General features: G+C 57.2%; 19 protein-coding genes and 2 pseudogenes. 10 read left to right on the forward strand and 11 right to left on the reverse strand.

Features of this window, described 5'->3' with window-relative positions; translation table 11 throughout:
* The first annotated feature begins 167 nt into the window (after positions 1 to 167).
* A complete protein-coding gene (locus OKW35_RS31175) occupies positions 168 to 1,430 on the forward strand; it encodes a putative Na+/H+ antiporter (RefSeq protein ID WP_429554100.1) in 1,263 nt (420 codons plus the stop codon).
* Positions 1,431 to 1,665: 235 nt separating this feature from the next.
* Here OKW35_RS31175 and OKW35_RS31180 read toward each other — a convergent pair whose 3' ends face one another.
* From OKW35_RS31180 to OKW35_RS31215, 8 genes are all read right to left on the reverse strand, one after another.
* Positions 1,666 to 2,646 (reverse strand): D-2-hydroxyacid dehydrogenase, encoded by a 981-nt coding sequence (locus OKW35_RS31180; RefSeq protein WP_429554101.1) that lies wholly within the window; start codon positions 2,644 to 2,646, stop codon positions 1,666 to 1,668.
* A gap of 96 nt (positions 2,647 to 2,742) precedes the next feature.
* Positions 2,743 to 4,059, reverse strand: a complete 1,317-nt coding sequence (locus OKW35_RS31185) for a dicarboxylate/amino acid:cation symporter (RefSeq protein ID WP_429554102.1) — start codon at positions 4,057 to 4,059, stop codon at positions 2,743 to 2,745.
* Between the two features lie 131 nt (positions 4,060 to 4,190).
* Positions 4,191 to 4,574: a VOC family protein gene (locus OKW35_RS31190; RefSeq protein WP_429554103.1), complete on the reverse strand. Its 384-nt coding sequence runs from the start codon at positions 4,572 to 4,574 to the stop codon at positions 4,191 to 4,193.
* Between the two features lies 1 nt (position 4,575).
* Positions 4,576 to 5,541 carry a hydroxymethylglutaryl-CoA lyase gene (locus OKW35_RS31195; protein ID WP_429554104.1) on the reverse strand — a complete coding sequence of 322 codons (966 nt, stop codon included), beginning with the start codon at positions 5,539 to 5,541 and terminating at the stop codon, positions 4,576 to 4,578.
* Between the two features lie 13 nt (positions 5,542 to 5,554).
* Complete coding sequence (locus tag OKW35_RS31200) at positions 5,555 to 6,748, reverse strand: CaiB/BaiF CoA transferase family protein (RefSeq protein ID WP_429554105.1); 1,194 nt, start codon at positions 6,746 to 6,748, stop codon at positions 5,555 to 5,557.
* Between the two features lie 115 nt (positions 6,749 to 6,863).
* A complete protein-coding gene (locus OKW35_RS31205; protein ID WP_429554106.1) occupies positions 6,864 to 7,769 on the reverse strand; it encodes a LysR substrate-binding domain-containing protein in 906 nt (301 codons plus the stop codon).
* 307 nt (positions 7,770 to 8,076) lie between these two features.
* The gene (locus OKW35_RS31210) at positions 8,077 to 8,295 is read right to left on the reverse strand and encodes a hypothetical protein (RefSeq protein ID WP_429554107.1); all 219 of its coding nucleotides are present in this window, start codon (positions 8,293 to 8,295) and stop codon (positions 8,077 to 8,079) included.
* A 72-nt stretch (positions 8,296 to 8,367) separates the two neighbouring features.
* Positions 8,368 to 8,577, reverse strand: a complete 210-nt coding sequence (locus OKW35_RS31215) for a hypothetical protein (RefSeq protein ID WP_134138565.1) — start codon at positions 8,575 to 8,577, stop codon at positions 8,368 to 8,370.
* A gap of 178 nt (positions 8,578 to 8,755) precedes the next feature.
* Here OKW35_RS31215 and imuA point away from each other — a divergent pair, with 178 nt between their 5' ends.
* The 6 genes and pseudogenes from imuA to OKW35_RS31245 all read left to right on the forward strand — a co-directional run bounded on the left by imuA (position 8,756) and on the right by OKW35_RS31245 (position 13,929).
* Complete coding sequence (imuA, locus tag OKW35_RS31220) at positions 8,756 to 9,463, forward strand: translesion DNA synthesis-associated protein ImuA (RefSeq protein WP_429554108.1); 708 nt, start codon at positions 8,756 to 8,758, stop codon at positions 9,461 to 9,463.
* Positions 9,393 to 10,097: pseudogene (locus OKW35_RS31225) on the forward strand (Y-family DNA polymerase); the annotation flags it as partial. The gene imuA and the pseudogene OKW35_RS31225, both read left to right, overlap by 71 nt.
* An 85-nt stretch (positions 10,098 to 10,182) precedes the next feature.
* Positions 10,183 to 11,145: an SOS response-associated peptidase family protein gene (locus tag OKW35_RS31230; RefSeq protein WP_429554109.1), complete on the forward strand. Its 963-nt coding sequence runs from the start codon at positions 10,183 to 10,185 to the stop codon at positions 11,143 to 11,145.
* 156 nt (positions 11,146 to 11,301) lie between these two features.
* A complete protein-coding gene (locus tag OKW35_RS31235) occupies positions 11,302 to 11,886 on the forward strand; it encodes a GFA family protein (RefSeq protein WP_429554110.1) in 585 nt (194 codons plus the stop codon).
* Between the two features lie 264 nt (positions 11,887 to 12,150).
* Positions 12,151 to 12,720, forward strand: a pseudogene (locus tag OKW35_RS31240) (SOS response-associated peptidase family protein); the annotation flags it as partial.
* 306 nt (positions 12,721 to 13,026) lie between these two features.
* A complete protein-coding gene (locus tag OKW35_RS31245; RefSeq protein ID WP_429554111.1) occupies positions 13,027 to 13,929 on the forward strand; it encodes an H-NS family nucleoid-associated regulatory protein in 903 nt (300 codons plus the stop codon).
* Positions 13,930 to 13,993: 64 nt separating this feature from the next.
* Here the strand turns inward: OKW35_RS31245 and OKW35_RS31250 are convergent, their stop codons facing one another.
* A complete protein-coding gene (locus tag OKW35_RS31250; RefSeq protein WP_429554112.1) occupies positions 13,994 to 14,632 on the reverse strand; it encodes a sel1 repeat family protein in 639 nt (212 codons plus the stop codon).
* A gap of 669 nt (positions 14,633 to 15,301) precedes the next feature.
* On the opposite strand from OKW35_RS31250, the gene OKW35_RS31255 reads away from it, so the two are divergent.
* Genes OKW35_RS31255 through OKW35_RS31265 form a run of 3 tightly spaced genes read left to right on the forward strand, consistent with a single transcriptional unit; the run spans position 15,302 to position 20,283 of the window.
* A complete protein-coding gene (locus OKW35_RS31255) occupies positions 15,302 to 17,323 on the forward strand; it encodes a protein kinase domain-containing protein (RefSeq protein ID WP_429554113.1) in 2,022 nt (673 codons plus the stop codon).
* 39 nt (positions 17,324 to 17,362) lie between these two features.
* Positions 17,363 to 18,796 (forward strand): DEAD/DEAH box helicase, encoded by a 1,434-nt coding sequence (locus OKW35_RS31260; RefSeq protein WP_429554114.1) that lies wholly within the window; start codon positions 17,363 to 17,365, stop codon positions 18,794 to 18,796.
* A complete protein-coding gene (locus OKW35_RS31265) occupies positions 18,793 to 20,283 on the forward strand; it encodes a phospholipase D-like domain-containing protein (RefSeq protein WP_429554115.1) in 1,491 nt (496 codons plus the stop codon). Before OKW35_RS31260 ends, OKW35_RS31265 begins: the two co-directional genes overlap by 4 nt.
* A 558-nt stretch (positions 20,284 to 20,841) precedes the next feature.
* On the opposite strand, the gene OKW35_RS31270 is transcribed toward OKW35_RS31265, so the two are convergent.
* Together OKW35_RS31270 and OKW35_RS31275 are read right to left on the reverse strand one after the other, a co-directional pair.
* Entirely contained in the window at positions 20,842 to 22,287 is a 1,446-nt protein-coding gene (locus tag OKW35_RS31270; RefSeq protein WP_429554116.1) for an argonaute/piwi family protein, read from the reverse strand.
* Between the two features lie 2 nt (positions 22,288 to 22,289).
* On the reverse strand, positions 22,290 to 24,017 hold the full coding sequence (locus tag OKW35_RS31275; protein ID WP_429554117.1) for an SIR2 family protein: 1,728 nt from the start codon (positions 24,015 to 24,017) through the stop codon (positions 22,290 to 22,292).
* Positions 24,018 to 24,204 lie beyond the last annotated feature (187 nt).

A 24,204-nucleotide genomic window follows, 5' to 3' on the forward strand; every position in this document is an offset into this window, starting at 1 on the left:
GCCAGGCGATTGCAGCATCAGTCAGTTGGCCTTCGTCCGGCGTTTCATCTTAGCCTGAGCAGGTGCTGCGAATGCAACGTCGTCGCCGCCGAAACAATTGGTGCGTAGGGTATTTGTAATATTATGGCGGAGTCGTCAACACCAAAGCGTCTCCAGCACCCTGTTCAATGCCCAATTCTGTTGAAATTTCTGCCGCCGTTATCTTTGCTCTTGCTCTCATTCATACGTTCGCCGTAGCACGCATTGAGAAGCTCTCGCACCGTTTCCCGCGGCATGCGGGTGTCTTCCACTTCCTCGCGGAGGTGGAGGTCGTCTTCGGATTCTGGGCGCTGATTCTGTGTCTCGTGATGTGGGCGCTCGTCGGGTCACACGTGACCATCGAGTACCTGGAGCATCGTGAGTTTACGGAGGCGCTGTTCGTCTTTGTCATTATGGTGGTCGCCGCGAGTCGACCCATTCTCGTACTGGTAACGACCATTGTGATGCGGCTCGCGCGGTTTCTGCCTGTGCGCACCGAGGTTGCCGTTATCTGGTTCTCCCTGTCCGCCGTTCCCCTCCTGGGCTCCATCATCACAGAGCCTGCGGCGATGACACTCGCTGCGCTATTGCTGCGCGACACGCTGTTCTCCGCGCGAAGTTCCGAGCGGGTAAAGTATTTCGGCCTGGCGTTGCTTTTCGTGAATGTGTCCATCGGTGGGGTCATGACGGCGTATGCAGCACCGCCGGTGTTGATGGTCGCGAGTGCCTGGGGTTGGAGCACCGGATTTATGGCAGCCACCTTCGGATGGAAAGCAGCGCTTGCAGTTGTTTTCAATGCTACGGCTTTCGTCGCCCTGATTGCCAGGAGCGTGCCGACCTCCCGAGGGAGCGAGGGTGGTACAACCTCACCGTCCCAACACGTTCCGGTTGGCGTCACGCTAGTTCATCTCGCGTTTCTCGCGCTGGTCGTCATCAACTCGCATCACGCTGTCGTGTTCGTCGGGGCGTTCCTCTTTTTCCTGGGCTACACGCACGCTTACGAGCGCCACCAGTCGCCTCTCATGCTGCGCGAAAGCCTTCTGGTCGCTTTCTTCCTTGGGGGCCTGGTTGTGCTCGGCGGACTGCAGCAATGGTGGCTTCAGCCGATTGTGCGTTCCATGGATGCGTTGACACTGTATTTCGGCGCAACAGGCCTGACGGCAGTCATGGACAACGCTGCCATCACGTATCTCGGGTCGCTCATACCTGGGTTATCAGACAGCGCAAAGTACCTGCTCGTGGCAGGAGCGGTGACGGGCGGAGGATTGACGGTGATTGCAAATGCTCCGAACCCGGCCGGCCTCGCGATACTTGGAAACCGGTTTTCAGGAGGCGCAGTGAGCCCGATGAAACTGCTCGGCGCCGCGCTCATGCCAACCATAATCGCAGGCCTAGACTTTCTGGTTTTATAGGCAGGTTCGGTGGTTGATTGGCATTGCCGTGCCCTATTTAGACACCTTTACCGTATTAACAGCCTGCCGGCTCTCGCTGCTTCAATTCGCTCCGCGGCACCATCCTTCATGCCATCCAGAACAAGGCGCACTGCCGACCTCGATGCGGATTTGTGAAGACCGAGTCACGGGCCGAGGGCGAACAGTAGCCGCGGGGCCGTTCGCGTCCAATTGATGCTGTTGAATGGCAACGCGTTCATGCAGGGTTGTTTACAACGTTTATGGGCATCCCTTGAACATAGGCGTTGACGTTGTCCATGAGTTGGTCAGCGAGCGAGTGGATTGCCTCTTTGCTGGCCCACGCGATATGGGGAGTCAAAATGAATCCAGGGTGGCTGAGAATCTCGGTCAGCGGGTTGTCGTCCGATAACGGCTCTTGCGTTACGACGTCGAAGCCAGCGCCAGAAATCTGACCGCTTTTCATCGCGCGGACGAGAGCTGACTCGTCGACAAGTCCTCCCCGAGCGGTGTTGATGAGAAGCGGCCGGCGCTTCATCTGCGCGAACTCGGCATCGCCTATCAAGTTGCGAGTTCCATCAACGAGCGGACAGTGCAAGGTGATGACGTCGGACTCGGCGAGCACTTGCTCAAACTCAGCATAAAGGGCGCCCATGTCGCTGCGTCCTTTGAAGGCCGAGAACAATATCGTCATCCCGAGGGCCTTACCGATTTCGGCGGTGGCTTTACCTAACACCCCGTCGCCAATAATGCCGAGTGTTGAACCCGCTAAATCGCTGATTGGATAATCGAAGAAACAGAATTGGCCGGACTCTTGCCACCGGCCAGCTTGGACCGCTGAGCGATACGGCGCAATACTTCTGCGAAGAGCGAAAATCAATGCGAAGGTATGTTCTGGGACCGTGTTGCGAGCATAGTTCCTAATGTTGCACACGGTAATGCCTCGCTCGTTGCATGCCGGCAAGTCGACGTTGTCGGAGCCCGTCGCTGCTATCGCAATCAGTTTTAGGTTTTTTGCCTGTGCGATTGCCTCGCCGCCGAGCTTGACTTTGTTTGTGATGACAATGTCTGCGTCCCGGATGCGTTCAGCAACTTCTGCCTGATTCGTCTTCTCGTGCAACTCGAGCGTGTGGGGGAACGTGAGCTCCTTCAGCTTCGTTGAGGTGGGAATTGTTGCTTTGTCAAGGAAGACTACCCGTGAATTGCTAACCGTTGTCATGGTAGATTCGTTCAGAAAGATGAGTGTTTGTCGTGGGGGCGTGCCGACCGGTGACAGTCGAGGGCACGCTCTTTTCACTTCGCTGTAGACGAGCCGCTAGTCGTCGCTGGGGCCGTGAGCGAGTTCAAGCTTGAACGTATCTCGGTCCAATGCTTTTTCCCATTTCGCGACTACGATGGTTGCGATGCCGTTACCGATGACGTTGATGAGTGCGCCGCCTTCCGAGATGAATCTGTAGACACCGAGGACCAGAACCAGCCCCGCAACGGGAATACCCGGGACGGAGCTCAGCGTTGCTGCCAAAACAATGAACGCTCCACCGCTGACACTTGCTGCGCCTTTGGAAGTGAGCAGTAGAATCAACAGGAGGGTGAGTTGATGGCCGATGCTGAGGGTACTGTCAGTGGCTTGTGCAATGAACATCGCGAGTACAGTCATGTTGATGCAGCTACCGTCCAAATTGAACGAGTAACCGGCCGGAACGACAAGACCAACAACGGACTTCTCGCATCCGAGTCGTTCGAGCTTCGCCATGAGTCGAGGAAGCGCCGATTCGGAAGAGGACGTGCCGAGAACAAGCAGCAGCTCCTCGCGGATGTATCGAAGGAAAGCAATGAGACTGAAGCCGGCCAACCGGCAGACCAACCCCAGAATCACGAACACGAAAACCAGCCCGGTCAGATAGTAGGTGAACAGTAGCTGACCGTAAGAAGTCAGCGATACGATTCCGTATTTCCCAATAGTGAAAGCAATCGCGCCAAACGCGCCGATGGGCGACACGTACATGACGATGCGAACCATATTGAAGAAGGTGTTCGCGCCGGCGTCGATGACTGAGAGCAACGGCCTGCCACGTTCACCGAGCATCTGCAAAGCAAATGCAAAGATGATTGAGACGAACAGCACTTGCAGGATGTCGCCTTGTGCAAAGGCCCCGAAGACAGTCGACGGGATGATGTGTGACAGGAAGCCGACGACGGTCTGGTCGTGAGCAGCTTTCGTGTACGCCGCAATCGAGGAGACATCCAGTGTCTTAGGGTCAATGTGCATCCCGCTTCCGGGTTTCATGACGTTGACCGCAATCAGTCCGATTGCAAGCGCCAGCGTGGTCATCAGCTCGAAGTAGATGAGGGACTTCACACCAACGCGACCAACCGACTTGATGTCCTTCATGCTGGCGATGCCATGCACCACTGTGCAGAAGATGAGCGGAGCAATCATGAGCTTGATGAGCTTGAGGAAGTTGTCTCCCAGCGGCTTCATCGCCTCGCCAACGGACGGGTAAAAGTGGCCAAGAAGGATACCGAGGATGACCGCTATCAGGACCTGAATATAGAGATGTTGGTACCACCGTTTTCTGGAGTGCGGACGGGCCGCTTGCGGCTCGACGGTGGCTTCGGTTGCGATGCTCATTGCTGTCTCCTACTAGGACTTTAAGAGATTTCGGGTCGGCTTATTCGCCGTTCACCGTCTGAAAGCGACTCCTGCGCATCGCCCCACATTGCATGCGGGCCGAACTCAGGTGAATCTGCTTACTGCGTTAATCAGATAAGTTCCGAAATTTCGATGAGGTTGAGGTCGGGGTCGCGAACATAGACAGAACGAATCTTCTGAACGGCACCAGTACGCTCCACTGGGCCCTCCAAGATTGGCCAGTTGCATTGCTTTAGATGCGAGATGATGTCGTCCAAAGGCACCGCAGCGATGAAGCAGAGGTCAAGCGAACCAGGTACAGGTAGATGCGCCTTGGGCTCGACCTCCGCTCCTCTGACGTGGATATTGATTTTCTGATTCCCAAATTTGAGGGCGGTGCGTCCCTCGCCGAATGTCTCAACCTGCATCTGCAGCACCTCGACATAAAATTGCTTTGTGGCGGCGAGGTCGACGCAGGTCAGTACGAGATGGTCGAGGTGGTCGATAAAGGTCATCTCACACTCCCGTGGCAAAAGCTCGTTGCTCCGGGAGGCCGTCGTTCGACAGGCATGGCATCGAATGCAAATCTGAACGTCTGCCAGCCTTCAGTAGTTGGCTTGGAACGTCATGGCCGATGAGATGAGGAAGAGACGCCGAGGCGGACAGCAGTTCGGCTAGGTTCACCCCGGTGTCATAGCCATCGAGTTCCAACATATGCACCAACTCCTCCGTGCATACATTGCCCGTCGCGCCGGGCGCATATGGGCAACCGCCAAGTCCGCCGAGCGACGCGTCGAACCGGTCGATACCTGCCCCTAGAGCAGCCAGGGTGTTTGCAAGAGCCATCCCACGGGTATTGTGGAAGTGTAGGGTGAGTTCGAGCTGCGGGAACTGAGCGCGCGCGGCGCTGCACAGCGCGCCGACTTGGGAAGGGAAGGCCATCCCAGTTGTGTCGCAGAGAGTCACACCGTGGACGCCTTCCGCGGCGAAGCGCTCCATCCAGCGAAGCACTTCTGTCTGTTCGATGTCACCTTCCATCGGGCAGCCCATCGCTGTGGAGAGCGAGACGTTAATTGCTACGTTCGTCTGCTTCACAACGCCGATTACGTCACGAAGCTGGGCGAACGACTGCTCGCGACTCATGCGCAGATTCGTGCGGTTATGGTTTTCGCTTACCGACATGACGAGGTTGACTTCGTCCACGCCACACGAAAGAGCTCGCTCGGCGCCTCGGATGTTCGGAACGAGCACCGTGTAAATCACGCCTTCATGGTGTTTGATGCCATGCATGACGGCCTCAGCGTCACGCAGTGCGGGTATCGCCTTTGGCGATGTAAAGGAGGTGACCTCAATCTTGGCGTAGCCGCATGCGCTCAACCGGTCAATCAGCGCAATTTTTGCGTCGGTGTCAACGAACTGCGCTTCATTCTGAAAGCCGTCGCGAGTAGCGACCTCTTGGATATAAACACGTTTGCCATTCATCGCGGCTGTCCTTTTAGATAATGCCTCGCGAGCGCCATGCGTCTCGCGTCACTTGGTCAATGCCAACTCGCTCCAACACGGCGTCCGTATGCTCGCCGAGCATTGGCGCAGGAGAGTCAACCGTTCCGGGAGTCGCACTGAGTTTGGGAACGATTCCGGGAACCTTGACCGGCGTCCCATCGGGCAATTTGGTCTCGAGAATCATGTCTCGTGCTTGGTAGTGCGGGTCCGCCGCGATGTCGGCGACGTCGTAAATCTTGCCGGCAGGAATTCGCGCCTCGTTAAGGGCGGCGAGAACATCGTCGAGCGGCTGCCGACTGGTCCATTCGCCAATAGCCACGTCGATTCGCTCCACTTGCTTCACTCGACCATCGTTCTGGGCAAGTGCGGGGTCGTCTGCGAGGTCGCGACGTCCGATGAGTTCCATCAGGCGCCGGAAAATGCTGTCGCCATTACCGGCGATGAGCGCATACTTGCCGTCGGCACAGCGATACGCGTTGGACGGAGCGATACCCGGCAAGCTGCTACCGGCCGGCTGGCGTACTGCACCGAATGCGGAGAATTCGGGCAGGAGGCTCTCCATCATGTTGAAGACTGACTCGTAGAGAGCCACATCAATCATTTGCCCTTCACCACCGTTCTGGTCGCGATGACGCAATGCCAAGAGGATGCCGATTACGCCATGCAGCGCCGAAAGAGAGTCGCCGATGGACACCCCGACACGAACGGGCGTGCGACCCGATTCACCGCTGAGGTGGCGCAGGCCTCCCATTGCTTCTGCCACAACGCCAAACCCCGGTCGGTCACGGTAGGGACCAGTTTGGCCGTAGCCGGATACCCGAAGCATGACCAGACGCGGGTTGAGAGCATGGAGTTCGTCCCAGCTCATCCCCCAGCCTTCGAGCGTTCCAGGGCGGAAGTTCTCGATGAGAACGTCGCTCACGGCGATGAGCTTGCGAGCGACGTCTTGCCCTTCCGGCGAGCGCAGGTCGAGTGCCAAGGACTCTTTATTGCGGGACTGTGCAGCCCACCAGACGGACGTTCCCTCATGCAGCAGACGCCATTTGCGCAGTGGGTCACCGGTTCCCGGCGGCTCAATCTTGGTTACATGAGCGCCGAATTCGGCGAGCATCTTTCCTGCAAAAGGGCCAGCGATGAGCTGGCCCATCTCCAGCACGCGAATGCCTTCAAGCGGCTTTTTCGTCACGGTTGTCTCCTGTGAAGCGTCGTATAACCGATGCTTCACTGTGGGACAATCCGCGTGAACTGAAAATCGATGAATTTTCAAGCACCCTTTCCGGTTTGGAAAGGGTCGGCGCGCACTACGCGTCGGTGCGCCCGGCCATGAAGTTGAAAAGGCGGGTAGCTTCGGGCGACAGAGCGTCGACCGAGCGAGCACCGATGAACAGCGTTCTGTCCGCCCAATCGTCTAAAAGATGAACTTGGCGTAGTCCGGCGGCTAGGATTTCGTTGCGAACTGCGGCCTCCGGCAGAACGCCGATGCCCAACCCTTGCTCAATCATGCGGCATATCCCGTCGAAGCTGCTGACCTGAATACGTACCTTAAGCGTTCGCTCAGCGGAGAATGCAGCGGCTAGCAGTCGGGCCAGCAGTGAACTGCCTTCGTTGAGGCCGACGTACTCATAGTCGAGAGTGTCGACGAACCAGACACTTTGCTGAGCTGCAAGGGGATGATTATTCGGTACGAGAAGCACCAGCTTGTCGCGTCGGTAGACAGCCTTCTCGATACCCAGAGCTGGAACATTGTCGGCAAAGATGCCGATGTCAGCCTCGCCGCCACGCACTGCTGCGATGATGTCGCCGCTCAGGCGCTCTTCAAGCGAAATCTTGACGCTAGGGTTGTCAGTGAGAAACATTCGAACGTCGCGTGGGAGGAACTGCACAATAGCGGATGTGTTCGCCCACATTCGTACATGTCCTCGGACTCCCGTCGCGTAATCGCTCATCTCTGTGGCCATGCGATTGACGCGTTCAACGACGTGCCGTGCATGCGCCAAGAGGCCTTTGCCCGCACCCGTTAGTTCCACTCCCCGAGGTTGCCTGACCAGAAGGGAGCACCCGGTGCTTCGCTCCAAGTCGGCAACCCGCTTACTCACCGCTCCTAACGTAAGGTTTGTACGTTCAGCCGCCTTCGTAAGGCTCCCGAGCTCGGCGACCACAATGAAGAGCCGCAGCGATTGCAGGTCGTAATGGAAGTAGTTCGACATGGTCAGGCGAACCGCGTGAGGTAGCCGAGGGAAAGCGCATTGTAGTCCTCACACTCTGACCTACGGTCGCTGGTCTTATTCGAGGTATGGAACCGCACCCAAGAAGAGTGGCTCAGCGAGAAGCCTCAGAAACCATACCGAGCCGTCTACGACGATGCAACGAAGGACTTTGGCCGACAAGGAAGTTCGTTCTCTGGCGCCCATTGTGGTTCAAAACTAACTTTTCACCTCGCACGGCAGAACGTCGCGTCGTGCTGGCCGCGGCGCCGGCACTCCGCGCAAGGGACCGAGTTCCGCTTCTTTCGCGCTAGCCGTGGTTGTCAATCCACGCGCGACACCACGCAAGACCTGCTGATTCTGCCTCTTCATCAGTATCGAATGCGTCGAGCACCCCAGACGCCGCCACGACCTTCGAGTCGCGCATAATTGTGCCGCTGCTGGCGAAGCACTCCGGTCGCAAGATGTCGTCCTGCTGAAGGATGGCATGCCCCCACAGGGTGTATCCACGGTATTTGTCAGTCTGCATCTGTCGACCCTTGTCGGTCCTCCGTCCGCTTCTCATCAATGATTGCCTAAACTCGAGCGGCTCGACAAGTATCTACTGCTTGAGCCGTGCAGTGTCGATTCCTGCCATCTTCAACGTAGCGTCAATCACCTTCAGCTCTTGGCCGAAATCAAGCGGCCATTCCTCACCGTCGCATCGTACGGTCATGCCGTTATGCATCGAAATCAGATGACGCGCTTTGAACAGGGCGTCCACAAGCTTTGATTCCCGTTCGGCTTCCCGAACCCATTCGTCTGCTCTCATGTTGAAGTCTCCCTCTGGATAAAGCACGCGGCCAACATCCGCCTCCGAGCGAACGCATCTGCTGCATTGTCGGACTGTTTCTGGGCACGTCCATCGTTCAACCGCAAAAAAGTGTCAGTTCACTCGCATGGATTTGCGTGTACGATACTGTATAAATATACAGGTTTTTGTGCTGCCAATGTCTACCGCTACCGTGCTTGCTGAGGAAATACACCCATCGCTGTGGCGGGCGTCGCAGCTCGCCCGTAGTCGCGGCAGGGTCGTCGAGACTGGGTATCCGGCGCTGTCAGCGGAACTGCCGGGTGGTGGATGGCCAGTTGGCGCGCTAGTCGACCTGCTCGTCCAGCAGGCCGGCGTAGGCGAACTCCGGCTGCTGCGTCCGGCGCTCAGCGCGGCTGGACATCGACCGGTCGCGTTCGTGCAGCCGCCTCATACCCCTGACGGACTGGGGTTGAGTTACATCGGGCTTTCTCTGGACCAGGTGCTTCGCGTAAAGACGCCGAAAACCGCGGATGCATTGTGGTCGGCGGAGCAGATTCTTCGTGCCGGCAGTTGCGGCGCGCTGATTTTCTGGACGCAGTACGCACAGGCTTCATCGCTTCGACGTCTGCACCTCGCTGCCCAGTCATCGGAAACGCTTTTCATCATGGTGCGGCCACTGGCCTCTGCGCAGGATGCGTCACCTGCGTTGTTGCGGCTAGCACTCAGACCATCAGCCGATGGCCTGACTGTGGACATTGTGAAACGACGAGGGCCTTCACGCGCAGAGCCCTTGTCGATTCCCCTTCAACCAACCCCTGTTCTGATTTCACGACATGCGCGTCTTTTTCGCCGTTCATCTGCCGAAGTTGCCGCTCGAGGTCTTCAGACCGAAGTGGTCACCTGAGCCTGCTCACGGCAGCGCCGTGCTCGAGAAAGACAAGGTCATTATTGCGGACGCTACCGCCCGCACGGCAGGTGTGCGTCTTGGGATGAAGCGCGGCGGGGTGCTTACTTTGTCGCCCGAAACGGAAATGCACGAGCGCGACATGGGTCGCGAAGGCGCCGCGCAGCGCGAGGTTGGCATCGCACTGATGCGCTTTTCGCCTGAGGTTGCACTGCTCGATGAGGCCACAGTCGTGGTCGAGGTCGGCGCGAGTTTGCGCCTCTTCGGTGGCTTGCTTGCATTGAGTCGTGAAGCGAAAGCCGTCCTTGGTGCTCTCGGTTTCACCGCGCGCATCAGCGCGGCCCCGACGGGCCAGGGCGCCTGGTTGCTCGCGAAGTACGGGAATCGTCGGGTATTGAAACTCGCGTCGCTTGACCATCGTCTTTCCGCACTGCCGATGGTCGCGGTCCCTGAGGTCCGTCGCTTTTTCGACTGGTTCAATGGCCTTGGCTGCGAGACCATCGCCGACATACGGCGCCTGCCTCGCGCAGGGCTGCAACGCCGGTGTGGCGAGCACCTTCTGGATTCTCTCGACCGGGCCTTCGGCACGGCGCCCGAACTGTTCGACTGGCTTGAGTTGCCGCCGACGTTCACCTACTGGGCGGCCTCATGACCGCGAGCAGGAACTTCTGCTGAGCGGATGCAAATGCGTATCATGAAAGGACAAAACGGAGGCATTCATGTGCTACTCAGCCCAGGTTCTGGCGGACTACCGGAAATTCGTGCGCGCCTTTGGCGCCCTAATGGACATTCACGAGTTCGCCCGTCTGTTTTTTGAGCGCGCCGAAGGCATCAGCAGAGCGAAGATACCAAAAGCCATGGAAGATGCCTTTTCCGAACCACAGGATGATGCGGAGCGCGAAATCAACGCTCTCATTGCCCGGTTCAAATCGGCGCAGGCGACGACACTGGAGCAGGACCTGTTCAAACAGCGCAAGCGACTAGCCGACGCCGAACGGACGTTGCAGACAAAAATCACCAAAGCAGCGACTGAAAGCCAGCGAATCGCCACCGACAAAATTGCATGGACCAAGGGAAAACTTGAAGACTTGCAACGAACCGACCTGCAACCGCGGGACTCGCGCATTTTTCCGGGCAACTACGCACCCGTGATGGTTATGGAAAATGGCCAACGGGTCGTGAAACCCATGCGTTACCAGTGCCGGATTGCTGGAAAGCCCGCGTTTTACGACACCAAATACCCCGGGACTTACAATGCGCGCCGGGATAGTCTTGAAGGTTTCTGGGCACCATGCTTTGGACGTACGCATGCCGTCCTTCTTGTTGAAGTTTTCTACGAAAATGTGAGCAAGGCGAAGTTCGAAGGCACGTTACTGGAGACTCACGAGCGCGACGAAAATGTCGTTCTCGAATTCCGTCCAAGCAACGGCGAGCTGATGCATGTGGCCTGTCTTTGGTCACGATGGAGCGCGCCGGGCCAGCCCGACCTCCTTTCGTTTGCCGCCATTACGGACGAACCTCCTCCGGAGATAGCCGCAGCAGGGCATGACCGGTGCATCATTCCCATCAAGCCGGAGAACGTCGATGCGTGGCTCAACCCCAATCCAGAAGACGTTGCTGCGCAGTACGCGATACTCGACGAGAAGGTGCGTCCCTACTACGAGCACAAACTCGCAGCTTGAGACGAGGAGCATCGTGTGTGAATACTGCAATGACCGGGCGGTGCAGCGGCTCAACGAAGGGAATTTTAGAGACTAAGTTCTCCATTCGGCTGCAGGGGCTATTACGCTAATTTTGGTATCCGGGGTGGCGCAACTTGCGATGTTGGAGGTAGCAAAATGAGTAGCTATGAAGAATTGGTGAAGCAGCGGACCTTCTTGGAATTTCAAATTTACTGCGCGAGGGCGGAAGGGGAATTGGACGTAGAAGCAATTGATGCATTCTTTAAAGAACTTCCCATAGGCCACGCTCGCGAACATATAAATCGCATTCTTGACAAGGATAGAACTGCGCCCGCTCTAGGGGTGCAGTGTCGAAAGAATCTTTTGAACTGGTTGTCCGATAACCCCGAGGAACTTGTACATGTGCCGATTGGTGCTTCCTGCAATTGTGGTGCCGTTCACTTTGCTGTCGACGCCGCACCTACGGAACTCGACCGGTGCGGATGTGCCACGTGCTGGAGATACGGTGCGCTGTGGGCATACTACGACGAACAGGATGTGTCGTTCGCCGTCGACAACGGCGAGACCGAAAGTTACATTGGTATGTGCAACGGGCGCACGCTGACCTTTAATCGATGCCGCCGGTGCGGCTGTGTCACGCATTGGCGAGCGATGGACGGACGTGAGCCACGCATGGGTGTCAATGCGCTCATGATGGAGCCCGACGCAATCGAGGATGCGCTGCTCGCTGCGCAACGGTAGGCCGGTTGATTGAGTCCAATGAAGCGTCAGCATTCTCGGCCGCGGTGGTCCTGAAGGTCCGGCGATTTGCAACATCGTCGATTCGTGATAACCCAATCAGGCATCCAGACCATCGACAGGCAGTGGCTGTATGAGAGTGCCGTCTCTCATACAGAAAGAATGCGCCTCGTAGGAGGTCAGACCATGTGGAGGAGACTTACACTGATTTACGAGCGTGTAAATCGACTTGTGTCGGTGGTCAGCCGGCGCGCAGAGCCGTAGCCGAGAAACTCGCGCATATTTCCGGCCACTATGCCCCCCGCCATGGTCATGGAGAACGGGCGAGTCGTCGTCAAACCGATGCGCTATCAATGTCGGATTGCGGGCAAGCCGGCGTCGTACGATGTGAAGTATCCTGGCACCTACAATGCGCGCCGGGATAGCCTCGAAGGTTTCTGGGCGCCATGCTTTGGACGCACGCATGCCGTCCTTCTTGCCGAAGTTTTCTACGAAAATGTGAGCAAGGCGAAGTTCGAAGGCACGTTACTGGAGACTCACGAGCGGGATGAAAATGTCGTTCTCGAGTTTCGTCCGAGCAACGGCGAGCTGATGCATGTCGCGTGTCTGTGGTCACGATGGAGCGTGCCGGGGCAGCCAGACCTGCTTTCATTTGCCGCCAAAACGGGTGAACCTCCTCCAGAGGTAGCCGCCGCAGGACATGACCGGTGCATCATTCCTATCAAGCCGGAAAACATAGATGCATGGGTCAACCCAGACCCGAAGAACCTGGTGGCGATGTACGGAATTCTTGATGACCGGGACCGGCCATTCTACGAGCACCGACTTGCGGCATAGCGATTGTCTACGCAGACATCGTACCCCGGCGAACCAGAGGTGCCTGCGCCGGCCTGATGACGGCCTTGCTTGTCGCGGTTGGATTCGGCGCTCTCTTCCAACGCCGAAGGAGGAGCGGTGGAAGTACCGGAGAACCACCAGGCAATGTTCGCGGCAAGGACAAGCCGTGAGCGGGCCCCATTGAAGAGCCGGGAGGGCGGCGACGCGGTGTTGTGATTTTTGGTGATACACCGCTTTAGTCAATGCACTAGCCTTTTCTAGCGCGACCGTGGCATATTGCGACCACATTTATGAGGAGGCCACTTGATGGCAACGACTTTGGAAGCAATGCAGGCGAAGGTTAAAAAATTGCAGGCCCAAGCGGATGCGCTGATTGCAAAGCAATCGTCGGGCGTCATCGAAAAGATTCGCGAGTTGATGGCGAAGCACGGCCTGACCGCCGCTGACATTTACGCGCACGTTGGCAGCAAGCGGCGCGCCACGAAGGCAGTTGTTAAGACCATGAGCAAAGGCAGTGTTGCTGTGGTCAAGTATCGCGACCCGAAGAGTAGTGCAACCTGGACCGGACACGGTCGGGCACCAAGCTGGATTGCCGCCGCGAAGAACCGAGACAAATTCTTGGTTGACGGAAGTACAGCGACGGCGAAGCCGGCTCCTGCCAGCAAGGCGAAGGCGGCTGGCAACTTTGTCCGTGGGCCGCAACCAGCGATGTACCAGAACCCAAAGTCAGGCGCGACGTGGAGTGGACGCGGCCGTGCGCCGGCGTGGATTGCTGAAGCCAAAGACAGGAGTAAGTTCCTGATTGCAAGTGGTGCTGAAGCGACAGTTGCGGCGAACGCGGGTGGGACGAGCAAGGCAAAGACTGCGGTGAAGAAGACCCCGAAGGCGATTGGTGCGACCTCTACCAAGGGTCAGCCGAAAGGTCCGCAACCGGCTAAGTATCGCGACCCAAAGTCCGGCGCGACCTGGAGCGGACGCGGTCCGGCTCCGGCGTGGCTAGCCGGTGCGAAAGACCGGGCAAAGTTTCTGATTGCTAGCGTTAGCGGAGTTGCAGATTCTGGCGCTGCGAGCAAGCCGAAAGTCGTCGCGAAGAAACCCGCGATAAAGGCGGCGGTAGCGAAGAAGGCGCCGGCGAAGAAACTGGTTGGCGCCAAAAAGGTGGGCACGACGACGAATGTCGCGGCTGCGCCGGAAGCCGCGGCTGCTTAATCGACCGTGTAAGCGAGCACACAGAGCTCGTTTTTTTTGCGTCGGCACGCGCGATTGGCGTGGTTTACCTCGAACGGGTCCGCAATGCGCCCAAGCGGGCGGCGCATTTTGCGTTCGAACCACCGCGCTTGTAGGCCTGTGCCGCCTTTGTGCTGTCGGGGACGACGTCGCCGGGAGCACTCGTACCCCAGCGTCCCTCCCAATACAAGCCCAAGTTATACGCGGCCGACCGGTGTCCAAGCTCCAAGGCCGTGGCATACATGTCCTTGGCCATCTCAAGGTCGGCGTCCATGCCACGACCAAGCCTCGCGCTGTCCGCAAGAGCCGCTGCCGCCATGCCGCGCAGCGGCTCGCTCGCCAAATCGTCCTTGAGGACATCGCCCAGAATGACGTGTCCGCTTTCGTAATTCGCGGGCCCACCTGTCTCCGTGACAAGAGACAGTGCAAGCGCGACCCGGAGGGAAGGATGCCGGTCAGGGCCAACCCGTTCAAGCAGCCGCCGGCCGAGCAAAGGCGCGCCCGACAACGGGCTTGTGAGCAGCCCATTCGCAATGGCCGCGACAGATTCAAGGGAAAGGAAGCCCACCTTGTTTGCCGACACAACGTGGCGGAAGAATCGTTCCACGTCGAGTGACGGGTCACCTTGGCGAAGTTGTGCCCACTCGAGTTCAATCTGGCTAAACCAGCTGGAATCTACGGACATCAGATTTGCGCGTCCTTTTGGTGAGTGACGGGAGCGATGATACCTCACCGCTACTGTCGACTGACGCCGCAGGCCGGGCGAGGCCCCGACTTGCCCGGGCAACGCTGGTCAACCCAGAGGTCCGCAGCCGGCGCTTTGTCGTGACCCCAAGTCGCGTGCGACGTGGGGCGGCCGTGGCCGGGCGCCGGGGTGGTTGGCTGATGCTAAGGGCAGGACAAAGTTTGGTAGGGTGAACGGGGCCGCGCCGACAGCCATGTCTGCGGTCGCAGCCGTTGGGAAATCACTAGCCGACCACTGGCGCAGACCGATAAGCGAAACCGAATTCCGTCCCTCACCTTTCTCTGAAAAGGCACGGGTGTCTTGACTTCGAATCTTTGATGAAGTTATCTGGTCAGTCTGATTGAGACCGAGAACCGCGTCGCCCGATGGACGGAAACGGATATTTCGAACGCTTTTCCAGACGCATCGAAATAGCGTCAATCTGCTCAAGCGCGGCCGCTGGGCTCGACTTGCCAGAAATGCACATGCCAAGAATCGCTCAAAACATTGATTCTCGAAACGTGGCAGCGAAAATAAAATGTCGGTTCCATTTCGCGAGACCGCCCGATTCTGCAACAATATAAGTCGTGTTCAGTGAAAAATCCAACGCTGATAAAAAGGGCACAGCTAATGAGCGGCGACACTTCAAACGGGACAACCTTTAGGTCGACAATATCCCTTGCGGGCGCCAGCCCCAGGTTTTTGTCGAATGGACGGTATGTAATCAAGGGCGCTCCACGCCGTGGCGGACTAGCCTCGGTATTCAAGGCATACGATACCCAGTCCGAGTCTCATGTCGCCGTTAAAATTTTCAGGGCAGACCCGACAGACGAGGTGGTCGAGGAGTCATTTCGGCGCGAGACGCAGGCTCTGCGGGACCTCCGACATCCCAACATCGTGAATATTTTCGACTGTGGTGTCGATGACGAGACCGGTGAACATTTTATCGCGATGGAATGGGTAGAGAACGAACTCTCGTCTGTCTTGGACAGGAAGCGCTACGACGAGTGGGGAAACTATTTCGCATCCATCGGGCGACCAGTGTTGGAAGCTCTTGCCTTTGCCCACACCCGCGCAACAGCACATCGCGATATTAAGCCGTCAAATATCTTAATCCACCTCGACGGAACGGTTCGGGTTTGCGACTTTGGGATTTCGAAGATAAGGGATTTTCTTGAGCCAGGCATCACCTTGGCTCAGTACGCCTCAATGCCTTTTGCCCCACCCGAACTCGATGATGGCTCATTTACATACAGCCGCGACGTGTTCGGCTTCGCAGCCTTGAGCGTTTTCTCTCTCTGCACTACGCCTTGCTCCACTCACGCTGCATTAGTCGCTGCTGCAGACACGATTAGTGTCCCGGAGCCTGTTCGGGTGCTGTTGAAGCGCTGCCTTGCGCTGGAAAATCCGGCAGAACGGCCTTCCGACGCCGCAAGTCTTCTGATTGAGTTCGGCAGACTGGAGCCACGGCGCGTGGAGGAGAAGCCGGGAACTGTGTTGATTAGTTTGACGAAGAAGGTTAATTCCGTCCTCGAGTTCGACATAGGACTGCGGAGCGATGCAGAGTGTGTTCGTTTCATCGAATCAGAGCTCGCGAATGCGAGCTGCGGACGTCAACCGGCGATAGCCGGTACTGAGGGTCGGCCTGCGGCTTCAGGGAAAGGTGCATTGAGACTCATCGGAGAAAAATATCGTTATATCGCAGCGATATCTGATAACGAGCAAAAGCTAGTGCTGACGGCTGCCGTAGGCATGACGGCATTCCAAAGCGAGAAGTATCGAGAAGAAACATTGCAGTGTCCTTTCCGGTTGGTCGCGGCAGGCGCTGCTGCGCATCTTTCTGAGCATAACATCGCTACACTCATCGAGAAGCTCGATGAGTTCGATGCTGAACAAAAGGTTGTTCTTTTGCAGCAAAGAAAGCACCGTATGTACAGGACGTGGCTTGACCTTCTTTCCGCGAAGACAGAGCTTGAGCGCATGCGCGAGCGTCGCATCTACTATTCGGGCGTCGAGCTTCTTTCCGCGTTTGTGCTCCAATTCGACTTGTCTTCAACGCTGGCTGACCAAGGGCTCGAAGAAGCTGACGTAAAAATTGTCCTTCCAGAATCGGGAGACTTCTTCGGCCAGATTGTGTCGGTGGCTCAAGACACGTTGGTGGTACGTATCAGCGACAGAAACAAGGTTGCGCCTGATGAACTTCCCGAACACGGCCACCTGGTCGTTGACACTGCGAAAGCCGACGCGGCTCTTGACAAGCAGAAAACCGCGTTAGACGCAGTGCGTTATGGCAGAGCTGTCAACGCATCTCTCGGCGACTATATCGTTGAACCCGAAACTGTGCCTGCGTGCGTTCCAGTCGATGTCGACTTCATCCAATCGGAAATCGACGACGATAAGAAGGACGCGATTCGGCTTGCTCTCGCTGAGCCGGCATTGATGGTGATTCAGGGACCACCCGGGACCGGTAAGACCACGCTCATTTCTGAGATGGTCCTCCAGACGTTGCGTCGACAGCCGAGTGCACGGATTCTTTTAACTTCGCAAACGCACGTCGCGTTGGATAACTCGTTAGAGCGAATTTCAAAACTGAGTGAGGACTCCGTTAGAGCGGTCCGGATAGGACACGACGACGATGACAGAATATCTTAGTCTGCTAAGCGTCTGTTGATTGACCGAAAGATGCCAGGGATGCGACGAAGTGCGATAGCCGCAGGAAAACAGTTCATTGAAAGTTGGGCCGCGACCCGTCAGTTACGCTTGGAGGACATCCGGCTCGCTATGGCGTTGGAGCGACGTGCCGGCTTCCTTGAGCGCCATGAAGTAGTCATGCATCGCCTTAGCGACCTTCAGTCAGCGCTTTCTGAAGACAAGCGACGCGCATTGGAGCCGGACGAACTGGTCGAGATTGAGCAGGAGATGTCTAGCCTGCTGGCTGAGGAGCGTGCCTTGACCAAGGACGTTCAGGAGACTGTGTCCGCGATTCGCCAGCTTGAATCTGACGCAAGCGCCGTGTCGCATCTTTCAAAGTGCGCCGCAAAGGAACTCCGCGAGTGGGCGGATGCGTACGCAAATCCCGGGGACCACGCGACTGCTCAACTCCGCAAACTGCTCGCCGCGCATGCCGACTGGGAGAGTAGATTTGGACGAGCTCCAGAATTTCGGGCAGCAGTGATTTCCGCATCCCAAGTTGTTGCCGGAACATGCCTCGGCGTCATGGCAATACCTGGACGGAATGAAATTGTATATGACCTCTGTATCGTCGATGAAGCGTCGATTGCTACACCCACCGAGGTTTTAGTTCCAATGGCTCGAGCGCGCCGAACCATCTTGGTTGGCGACAACAAGCAGCTATCACCGTTTCAAGACCCCGAGCTGAGTGCCAAAGGTCTGCTTGAAAAATACAAGCTTACTCCCGAAGACCAGAAGGCCACTCTCTTCGACCACTTGAGCAACGGTTTGACCGAGGGTCTGCGCAAAGTGCTGGCGACGCAACATCGTATGGTCCCGGCAATCGGGAACATGATTTCAGCGTGCTTCTACGATGACGGACTGCAAAGTGGTCGGAAGGATGCGCCCAATTATCTTGCAGCGGCGATGCGTCGCCCGGTCACGTGGTTTACGACCAGCAAATTTCAAAATCGGGCATCTCACACCGTTGGGTCATCTCATTACAATGAGCTCGAGATTCAGATTATCGTAAAGCTGTTGGCGAGGTTTGATTTCTCAATCTCGAAAGGTTCGGACAAGAAAAAGAACATCTCAGTGGCTGTGCTTACCGGATACGGCGAGCAGAGACGTAGACTTCGAACGGCGATTGAGCGTCGCAAGAAGGAATGGTCCAGCTTCTCCGAGATTTACGTCAATGTCGTCGACGCGTTCCAGGGGCGGGAGGCCGACGTGGTTATATTCTCGGTGACGCGTTCCGAAGTGAACGGTTTAGGCTTTTTGAAAGACCTCGAGCGAATCAATGTTGCCCTGTCGCGCGGCAAAGACTACGTCGCGATAGTCGGCGACGACGCTTTCTGTCGAGGCGCCGATGCTCGTAGAAATCCCTTGAAAGCTGTTCTCGAACATATGAGCGCGCATCCCCAGGACTGCGTGGTCGAAGAGGCAACAAAGTGAAAAAGCTTGAGGACATTCTTCAATCGGCTGCTTATGCGCGGCCGGGATACGTGCTGGCGACCTTCAAGGAAGCCGCAGCACCAGTGTTTAGGCTCAATGCTCGCGTCCTGACGCTGGCCAAGAAGCCGCTCAATCCCATCGAAGAGGGCTATCTGCGAGCCATCTCTGCTGGGCTTACAAACACCGGCGAGATTTCACAGTTTTTAGGACTGCCCTCGCAGCTCCTGACCGGAACGCTGGCAGCCTTGAACGCCAAGGAATACGTTCAGTATTCAAGGGCGACATCCTCCGTGTCGGCGTCAGTTTCACTCACGTCTAAGGGACGCATCGCACTTGCAGAGCTGATATCCATCGTTCCCGAAGAACGGATGGTGCGATTGGCATACGACCCAGTTCTTAAAAAAGTGATATTTGCGCCGACGTCATCACTTTGGAAGCCGGCTGAGATTCGTGAATCCGGAAGATTAGAGTTACCTCTTTGCGGAGCCAGAAAACCCGAAGTTTCTGAAGTATCCCTGAGCGAAGTAGACAAAATCCTTAAACGCTTTCCACGTCGGGATGAGGCTGTCCCTAATCTGCTGGGTATTCAGCGTATCGAGCGAGCGGAACTCAACTTCATTCCGTGCCTCGCGCTCTACTACCGAGCTGTTTCGGGTAACGACGTTCAAGTTGCGTTTGTGTTCGAGGATAGATTCGACGGCAGCAGCGACTTTTTCGACGAGGGCTACGAGTTAGCATTCAGTCGACTGGGAGGGCCGGAGCTTATTGGCTCGCGGCATGTATCCGAATCAGCGCAGGTTGAAAATCTCGCCGCAGTGTTCCCAGACACAGACTCCGCGGCGCAGATGGCCGAACTCGCCGAGCTAGAGCAGGAAATCGCCTCTTCGCAAGAGCTTGAGGCAGCACCGCCAGAGGCGTCGATTGATTTCAAGGTTGACCAAGCGACGAAGGCGCAGTCGCGGCTTCGCGACTTAACGCAACGATTCATTCGATGCCATGAGCACCCTAAAATGCTTGAGAAGGCGTTGTCTGAAACCTCGGAGCGTCTACTTATCATTTCTCCATGGGTTAGGGCTCAAGTTGTGGATAAGCCGTTCAGAGAGTCACTGGAAAGGCTGCTCAAAAAGGGAGTCAAGGTACATATAGGATATGGACTGGCGGAGGACGAAGGAAACAAAAAGCCGAAGGACGCGGCACGCGGGAAGGTGCCAATTTCTGACTCGACAAGGCGAGATTTTGAGAGGCTGGCCAAGGCTTACGCAAACTTCAAGGTGTACTTCGTCGGAAACACACATCGAAAGCATCTTGTGTCGGACCAGCGCTTTGCGATTGTTTCCAGCTTCAACTGGCTCTCGTTCAAGGGAAGTCCCGATGACCGCGCTCGCGATGAACTTGGTTTTATGGTGACTGAGCCGGAACACGTCGAAAAGCTGTTTTTAGATGGAATCGAACTTCTGCAGCAAGGTTACGACCATCCAGCACATTAGTATCTACCGCATTTTTGAGCAACGCGCATCTCCTTGATGATGCGCTGTCGCGGCCAGCATGCGTGGCTGCCCGACCTAACACTATGAGAATGGAATCCGTTACCTCAATTGTGACCTACGCTAGCGCGCTGGCGGCCTTTGTGGCAGCCTTATTTTGGTGGTGGGCGTCTATCGCTACCGTTGAATCGGACTACGATGGAGCGTTTCCGCAAGGCGTAACGTACCTAACATTCCACGGCGGCCGCGGACCAATCCAAAGAGCCAAGAGTGGAAAAATTATCGATATAACTGCCACAACGGCATGGCAGGGTGTTGAACTCCTTTGCAGCCCAAGCCGCTGCCGTCGCTGCCGTTTTGCAGGGAGTAGCCATAATGCTGCCGAAAGCATAGCGTCGCACGGCCTTTAGCTCTTGGCCAGTTTGGCCACAATGCACGAGGCAAGCGGGTCTGGTACTCGATACTGGTCGTCCGCGGGAATGACATCTGGATTCCGTGAGATAACCGTACCGAAGCTACTGGACGCACCAGGCCAAATCTCTTGGCCCGGTGCGTCCAGAATCACATGAACATGCGATAGGGGTAGTGATTTCCCGGCAGTCCAGGGACGTTCGCAATGGTTCGCGCGAGCTTCTGCGAATAGCGAATCGTTACTGGAACGGGGTCATACAGGGCGTCGTTATTCCAGTCCATCTTGGTGAGCCCAACTGTCTCGAGTGCCGATATTTCGAGCGGCCCGCTACCGGCATGACGAATGATGCTGAGCGGTTTCGGAATGCTCTTTCCGCCTTGGAAGAAAAGCGGATTACCTAGTCCCGCCGTCGGTGCGTTACCAGCGACCCATACGAGAGCAGAGTTCCCCGTCCGCTGAAGCAGCGCGCCACGAGGAACCGGAGCCTTATCTGCTTCGCTACGCACTCCCAGCCTGCGGCCATCAACTAGCCAGACTCCGCGCCACGCGCCCCTGCTGCCAATTTCCAGGCATTCAACTTCCTTCACGGTAGACAGTGCGTCGAACACGCCTCGCAGCTCTTCTTCCTTAAACGACGTCGTTTTGTGAATCACAAGGCGCTGCGGCAGACGTCCACCATTGCGTTTGAGGTAGAGGTTGAGACTGCGGGCCATCACCGCGCGCATGTCGCTGCGACTGAGAAACGGATTGCTGCGTGCCTCACGTGGGTCAGCAACAGGGTCACGCGCTTCGAAGGCGACGAACTGCATACCGCCGCCATCGGCGTCGAATACCTGAGAGCAGCACGTCACGAATTGAGCCGCTCGCGGGTCCCCTCGGAGCGCGTATGCCAGCCCCACATAAGCCGTGCCGTCGGGTACCCCGTTTAGCGGGGCAAGCTTCCATGGCACACCACCCGCCTTTACGAAAAGCGCGATGGAGAGGCGCCACGCGAGGGACGCCTTGAATTTGAACGCAAAGACCCGGTCGTTCACTACCTGCGTCGGTATGGCATATTGCGCACCCAACGCCTTCAACGCATCGTGTGCGTCGAAGCCGGCCGCGGTGAAGGCGACTTGCCATTTATCCGGTAGGTGCACCATGACCACATCAAACTGGTCGTGCATTGTATCCAAATGCAACATGGCGGCGGACATCGCTGCGAGGAGTCGCTCGTGGGGTGCGCCACCTCGGCCCAACGCCATCAGGTCGTCGGGCCACTTGATGTGCACACCCTTCGGCGCCGCAACAATTGGAACATCGAAGAGTTTTTCAAACCCCGGAAACGGTGGAACGTAATTGGGCCGGTCTCCTGGCGCATGACTGGCGCGAATGGTCTCGACCAGTCCACGAATCTTGCTCCAGCCCTCAGCAGGAGCGACGATTGCAACGCGCAGCTCAGGCGTGTAGGCCGCAAACGAGGAACTGTTGTACGCTCCAAACCGACTCAGTCCCCGTAATGGATTAACCTCGAGCGCTGTGTTCTCGCTGTTGAATGTGAGTTCCGGCTCTGCGAGCAGCGAGAACGGCGGCATCCTGGAAGACAGATAGTCCATCTTCAGCGCCCCCGATGGAAGTACGGCGCGTCGTGCGCCGGCCGACTCCAGGCGGTCACAGGTGGGAGTTTAAAAAGAGCATCAACGCCCTCACCGTCATTTACGCCAGTCGCGTGCAAGACAGTATTGTCGGAACCAGCCAACATGTTGGCCCAAGCTTCAATAATTGCGTCCCACTTGTTGTTATATCGCGTCGCCCAGCGCTCGCGGCGCCAGTCCACGGTCGGGTCAACCCAACGTTTTCGGTCAAAGCCGTCCACTCCATCATCGTCATGTTCTTCATTAATGTCACGGGGCACATCAACGAAGGTCGTCGGCTCAAATGCCAACCACCAGCGGTCCGCCACCGGCTCAAGGCGAAGAACGACGCCTTCATAGAACGGGTACCCGTGCGAGGTCTTCCCGTACAACGAATCGGCATATGCCCGTTTCAGCTTCGCCTGACGCTCGACGCGTCGGGTGCGCGCCTCCGGTGTCTCTTTCTCCGAATCGCCATGCGGAATAACAGCGTGCCCTTGGCGCCGCATCCTGGATTTGAGGGGCCTTCGCCGACACACCGCCCGGGTGAGGGCGTCGTAGAGCAATCCCAACGCCCAGCTATCGGTTTCCGGCGACAGAGCAATCGTGCCGGCAACGTGACCACCCACCGAGGCAAAGGCCTCACGAAGCGCAGCATCTTCACCGAAGGCTGCGAGGTCCCGACCGCTGCTCGCGACAATCAGCCACGGACTGACATTACGAGCGAGCGTTCGCGCCTCTTCGCTGGAAAGTGGCTTCTCTGTTGTGATTCGGCGAGCAATAGTCGGCATCGAAAGAACGGGAAGCGCTGCGCAGCGAAGAACGGGGTACCGCGCGTGCTCCTGCGTAGGAAGTGGGACAGGGCGCAAAACCTGCGGAGCGCTGAATTCGCCGACGTGTCGCTTGAGTTCTGCTGGTAACGTCAAGTTGTCCAGGATATCAGCGGCGAGTTCGTCGAAAGTGTGACACTCGACTAGAGACGTGCGTACCCCAGCGGCGTCCGCCGCCTGGAGAAACTGTTGAACCGCTGGCAGACAATCTTTTGCGGAGCGGGTCACCCAATGGATGCCGCCGGGGAATGCGTTCGGCTGCGTAATCGCGATGCTCAACGCAACCATGACGGAGTCGTCTCGCCCGCTGTATCCGACGATGACAAGTCCGTAACGACCACACGCAGAGGTAAGCAACTGCCGCATCTGCTCGTCCTGATGTCGCAACTCCTCATTGGTGTTCTTGATATGCACCGACAAGTAGTCCCCGTGAATCTTGGCCAAAAGCGGGCGGCTCTCGCGCAACGCCAGCGTTGCGCGGCCGACATTGTCGATTCCAGCGACCGTGATATTCGCACGCCCGCTAGCTGGGACCAGCTGGTCCGTCTGCATCGCGGCCGTTTCAACCAGATGGTCGAAGTTCGGCGAAAAGATGCAGGGAACCCGGTGCGTCGTAATCAATGAAGCGAGAACACGATGCGCGTAAGACGGAGTGCCCTTCTCAACCGCGGCCGCGATGTAGTTGCGACGGTCATCCGGCGTTGGGTAAACAGCTTCGAAAGCAGCGGCGTATTCCAGCGGGTCACCGGCGGGCGGCAAATTCGAATGCGAGGCGAGGTACGAGTTGATGCGTTCGGTCCAAAGCGGGTCGTCAGCATCGACGTCCTTAAGCTTTACTCCAGACAGCTCACAAAAAATCCGCTTCTTGAAGTCGGTAATCATCGCGTAGCCTGTCGGGATGCCAGCCGACGCAGAAGCGCCCGCCCCCAGGAACCATGCGTATTGCATCGGCCGCAGACAGAACATCCTCGCGAACTGCGCGGCCGAAACTGTTTGAATTGTCAAACGGCCCCCCGAATAGTTGTGCTTATATCCAGCGCGCGCCCGGAAATTCACGGGTACGTATCGG

The sequence above is a fragment of the Paraburkholderia sp. MM5477-R1 genome (genome assembly GCF_050436385.1).
Classification (GTDB): Bacteria; Pseudomonadota; Gammaproteobacteria; order Burkholderiales; family Burkholderiaceae; genus Paraburkholderia; species Paraburkholderia tuberum.

What these genes read in the sequence shown, in the direction of transcription:
- OKW35_RS31195 (WP_429554104.1), bottom strand. Translation starts at nt 5,541, where the DNA reads ATGAATGGCAAACGTGTTTATATCCAAGAGGTCGCTACTCGCGACGGC.
- OKW35_RS31260 (WP_429554114.1), top strand. Translation starts at nt 17,363, where the DNA reads ATGCGACGAAGTGCGATAGCCGCAGGAAAACAGTTCATTGAAAGTTGG.
- OKW35_RS31190 (WP_429554103.1), bottom strand. Translation starts at nt 4,574, where the DNA reads ATGACCTTTATCGACCACCTCGACCATCTCGTACTGACCTGCGTCGAC.
- imuA (WP_429554108.1), top strand. Translation starts at nt 8,756, where the DNA reads ATGTCTACCGCTACCGTGCTTGCTGAGGAAATACACCCATCGCTGTGG.
- OKW35_RS31175 (WP_429554100.1), top strand. Translation starts at nt 168, where the DNA reads ATGCCCAATTCTGTTGAAATTTCTGCCGCCGTTATCTTTGCTCTTGCT.
- OKW35_RS31255 (WP_429554113.1), top strand. Translation starts at nt 15,302, where the DNA reads ATGAGCGGCGACACTTCAAACGGGACAACCTTTAGGTCGACAATATCC.
- OKW35_RS31235 (WP_429554110.1), top strand. Translation starts at nt 11,302, where the DNA reads ATGAGTAGCTATGAAGAATTGGTGAAGCAGCGGACCTTCTTGGAATTT.
- OKW35_RS31250 (WP_429554112.1), bottom strand. Translation starts at nt 14,632, where the DNA reads ATGTCCGTAGATTCCAGCTGGTTTAGCCAGATTGAACTCGAGTGGGCA.
- OKW35_RS31230 (WP_429554109.1), top strand. Translation starts at nt 10,183, where the DNA reads ATGTGCTACTCAGCCCAGGTTCTGGCGGACTACCGGAAATTCGTGCGC.
- OKW35_RS31180 (WP_429554101.1), bottom strand. Translation starts at nt 2,646, where the DNA reads ATGACAACGGTTAGCAATTCACGGGTAGTCTTCCTTGACAAAGCAACA.
- OKW35_RS31215 (WP_134138565.1), bottom strand. Translation starts at nt 8,577, where the DNA reads ATGAGAGCAGACGAATGGGTTCGGGAAGCCGAACGGGAATCAAAGCTT.
- OKW35_RS31270 (WP_429554116.1), bottom strand. Translation starts at nt 22,287, where the DNA reads ATGGACTATCTGTCTTCCAGGATGCCGCCGTTCTCGCTGCTCGCAGAG.
- OKW35_RS31185 (WP_429554102.1), bottom strand. Translation starts at nt 4,059, where the DNA reads ATGAGCATCGCAACCGAAGCCACCGTCGAGCCGCAAGCGGCCCGTCCG.
- OKW35_RS31210 (WP_429554107.1), bottom strand. Translation starts at nt 8,295, where the DNA reads ATGCAGACTGACAAATACCGTGGATACACCCTGTGGGGGCATGCCATC.
- OKW35_RS31275 (WP_429554117.1), bottom strand. Translation starts at nt 24,017, where the DNA reads ATGATTACCGACTTCAAGAAGCGGATTTTTTGTGAGCTGTCTGGAGTA.
- OKW35_RS31205 (WP_429554106.1), bottom strand. Translation starts at nt 7,769, where the DNA reads ATGTCGAACTACTTCCATTACGACCTGCAATCGCTGCGGCTCTTCATT.
- OKW35_RS31245 (WP_429554111.1), top strand. Translation starts at nt 13,027, where the DNA reads ATGGCAACGACTTTGGAAGCAATGCAGGCGAAGGTTAAAAAATTGCAG.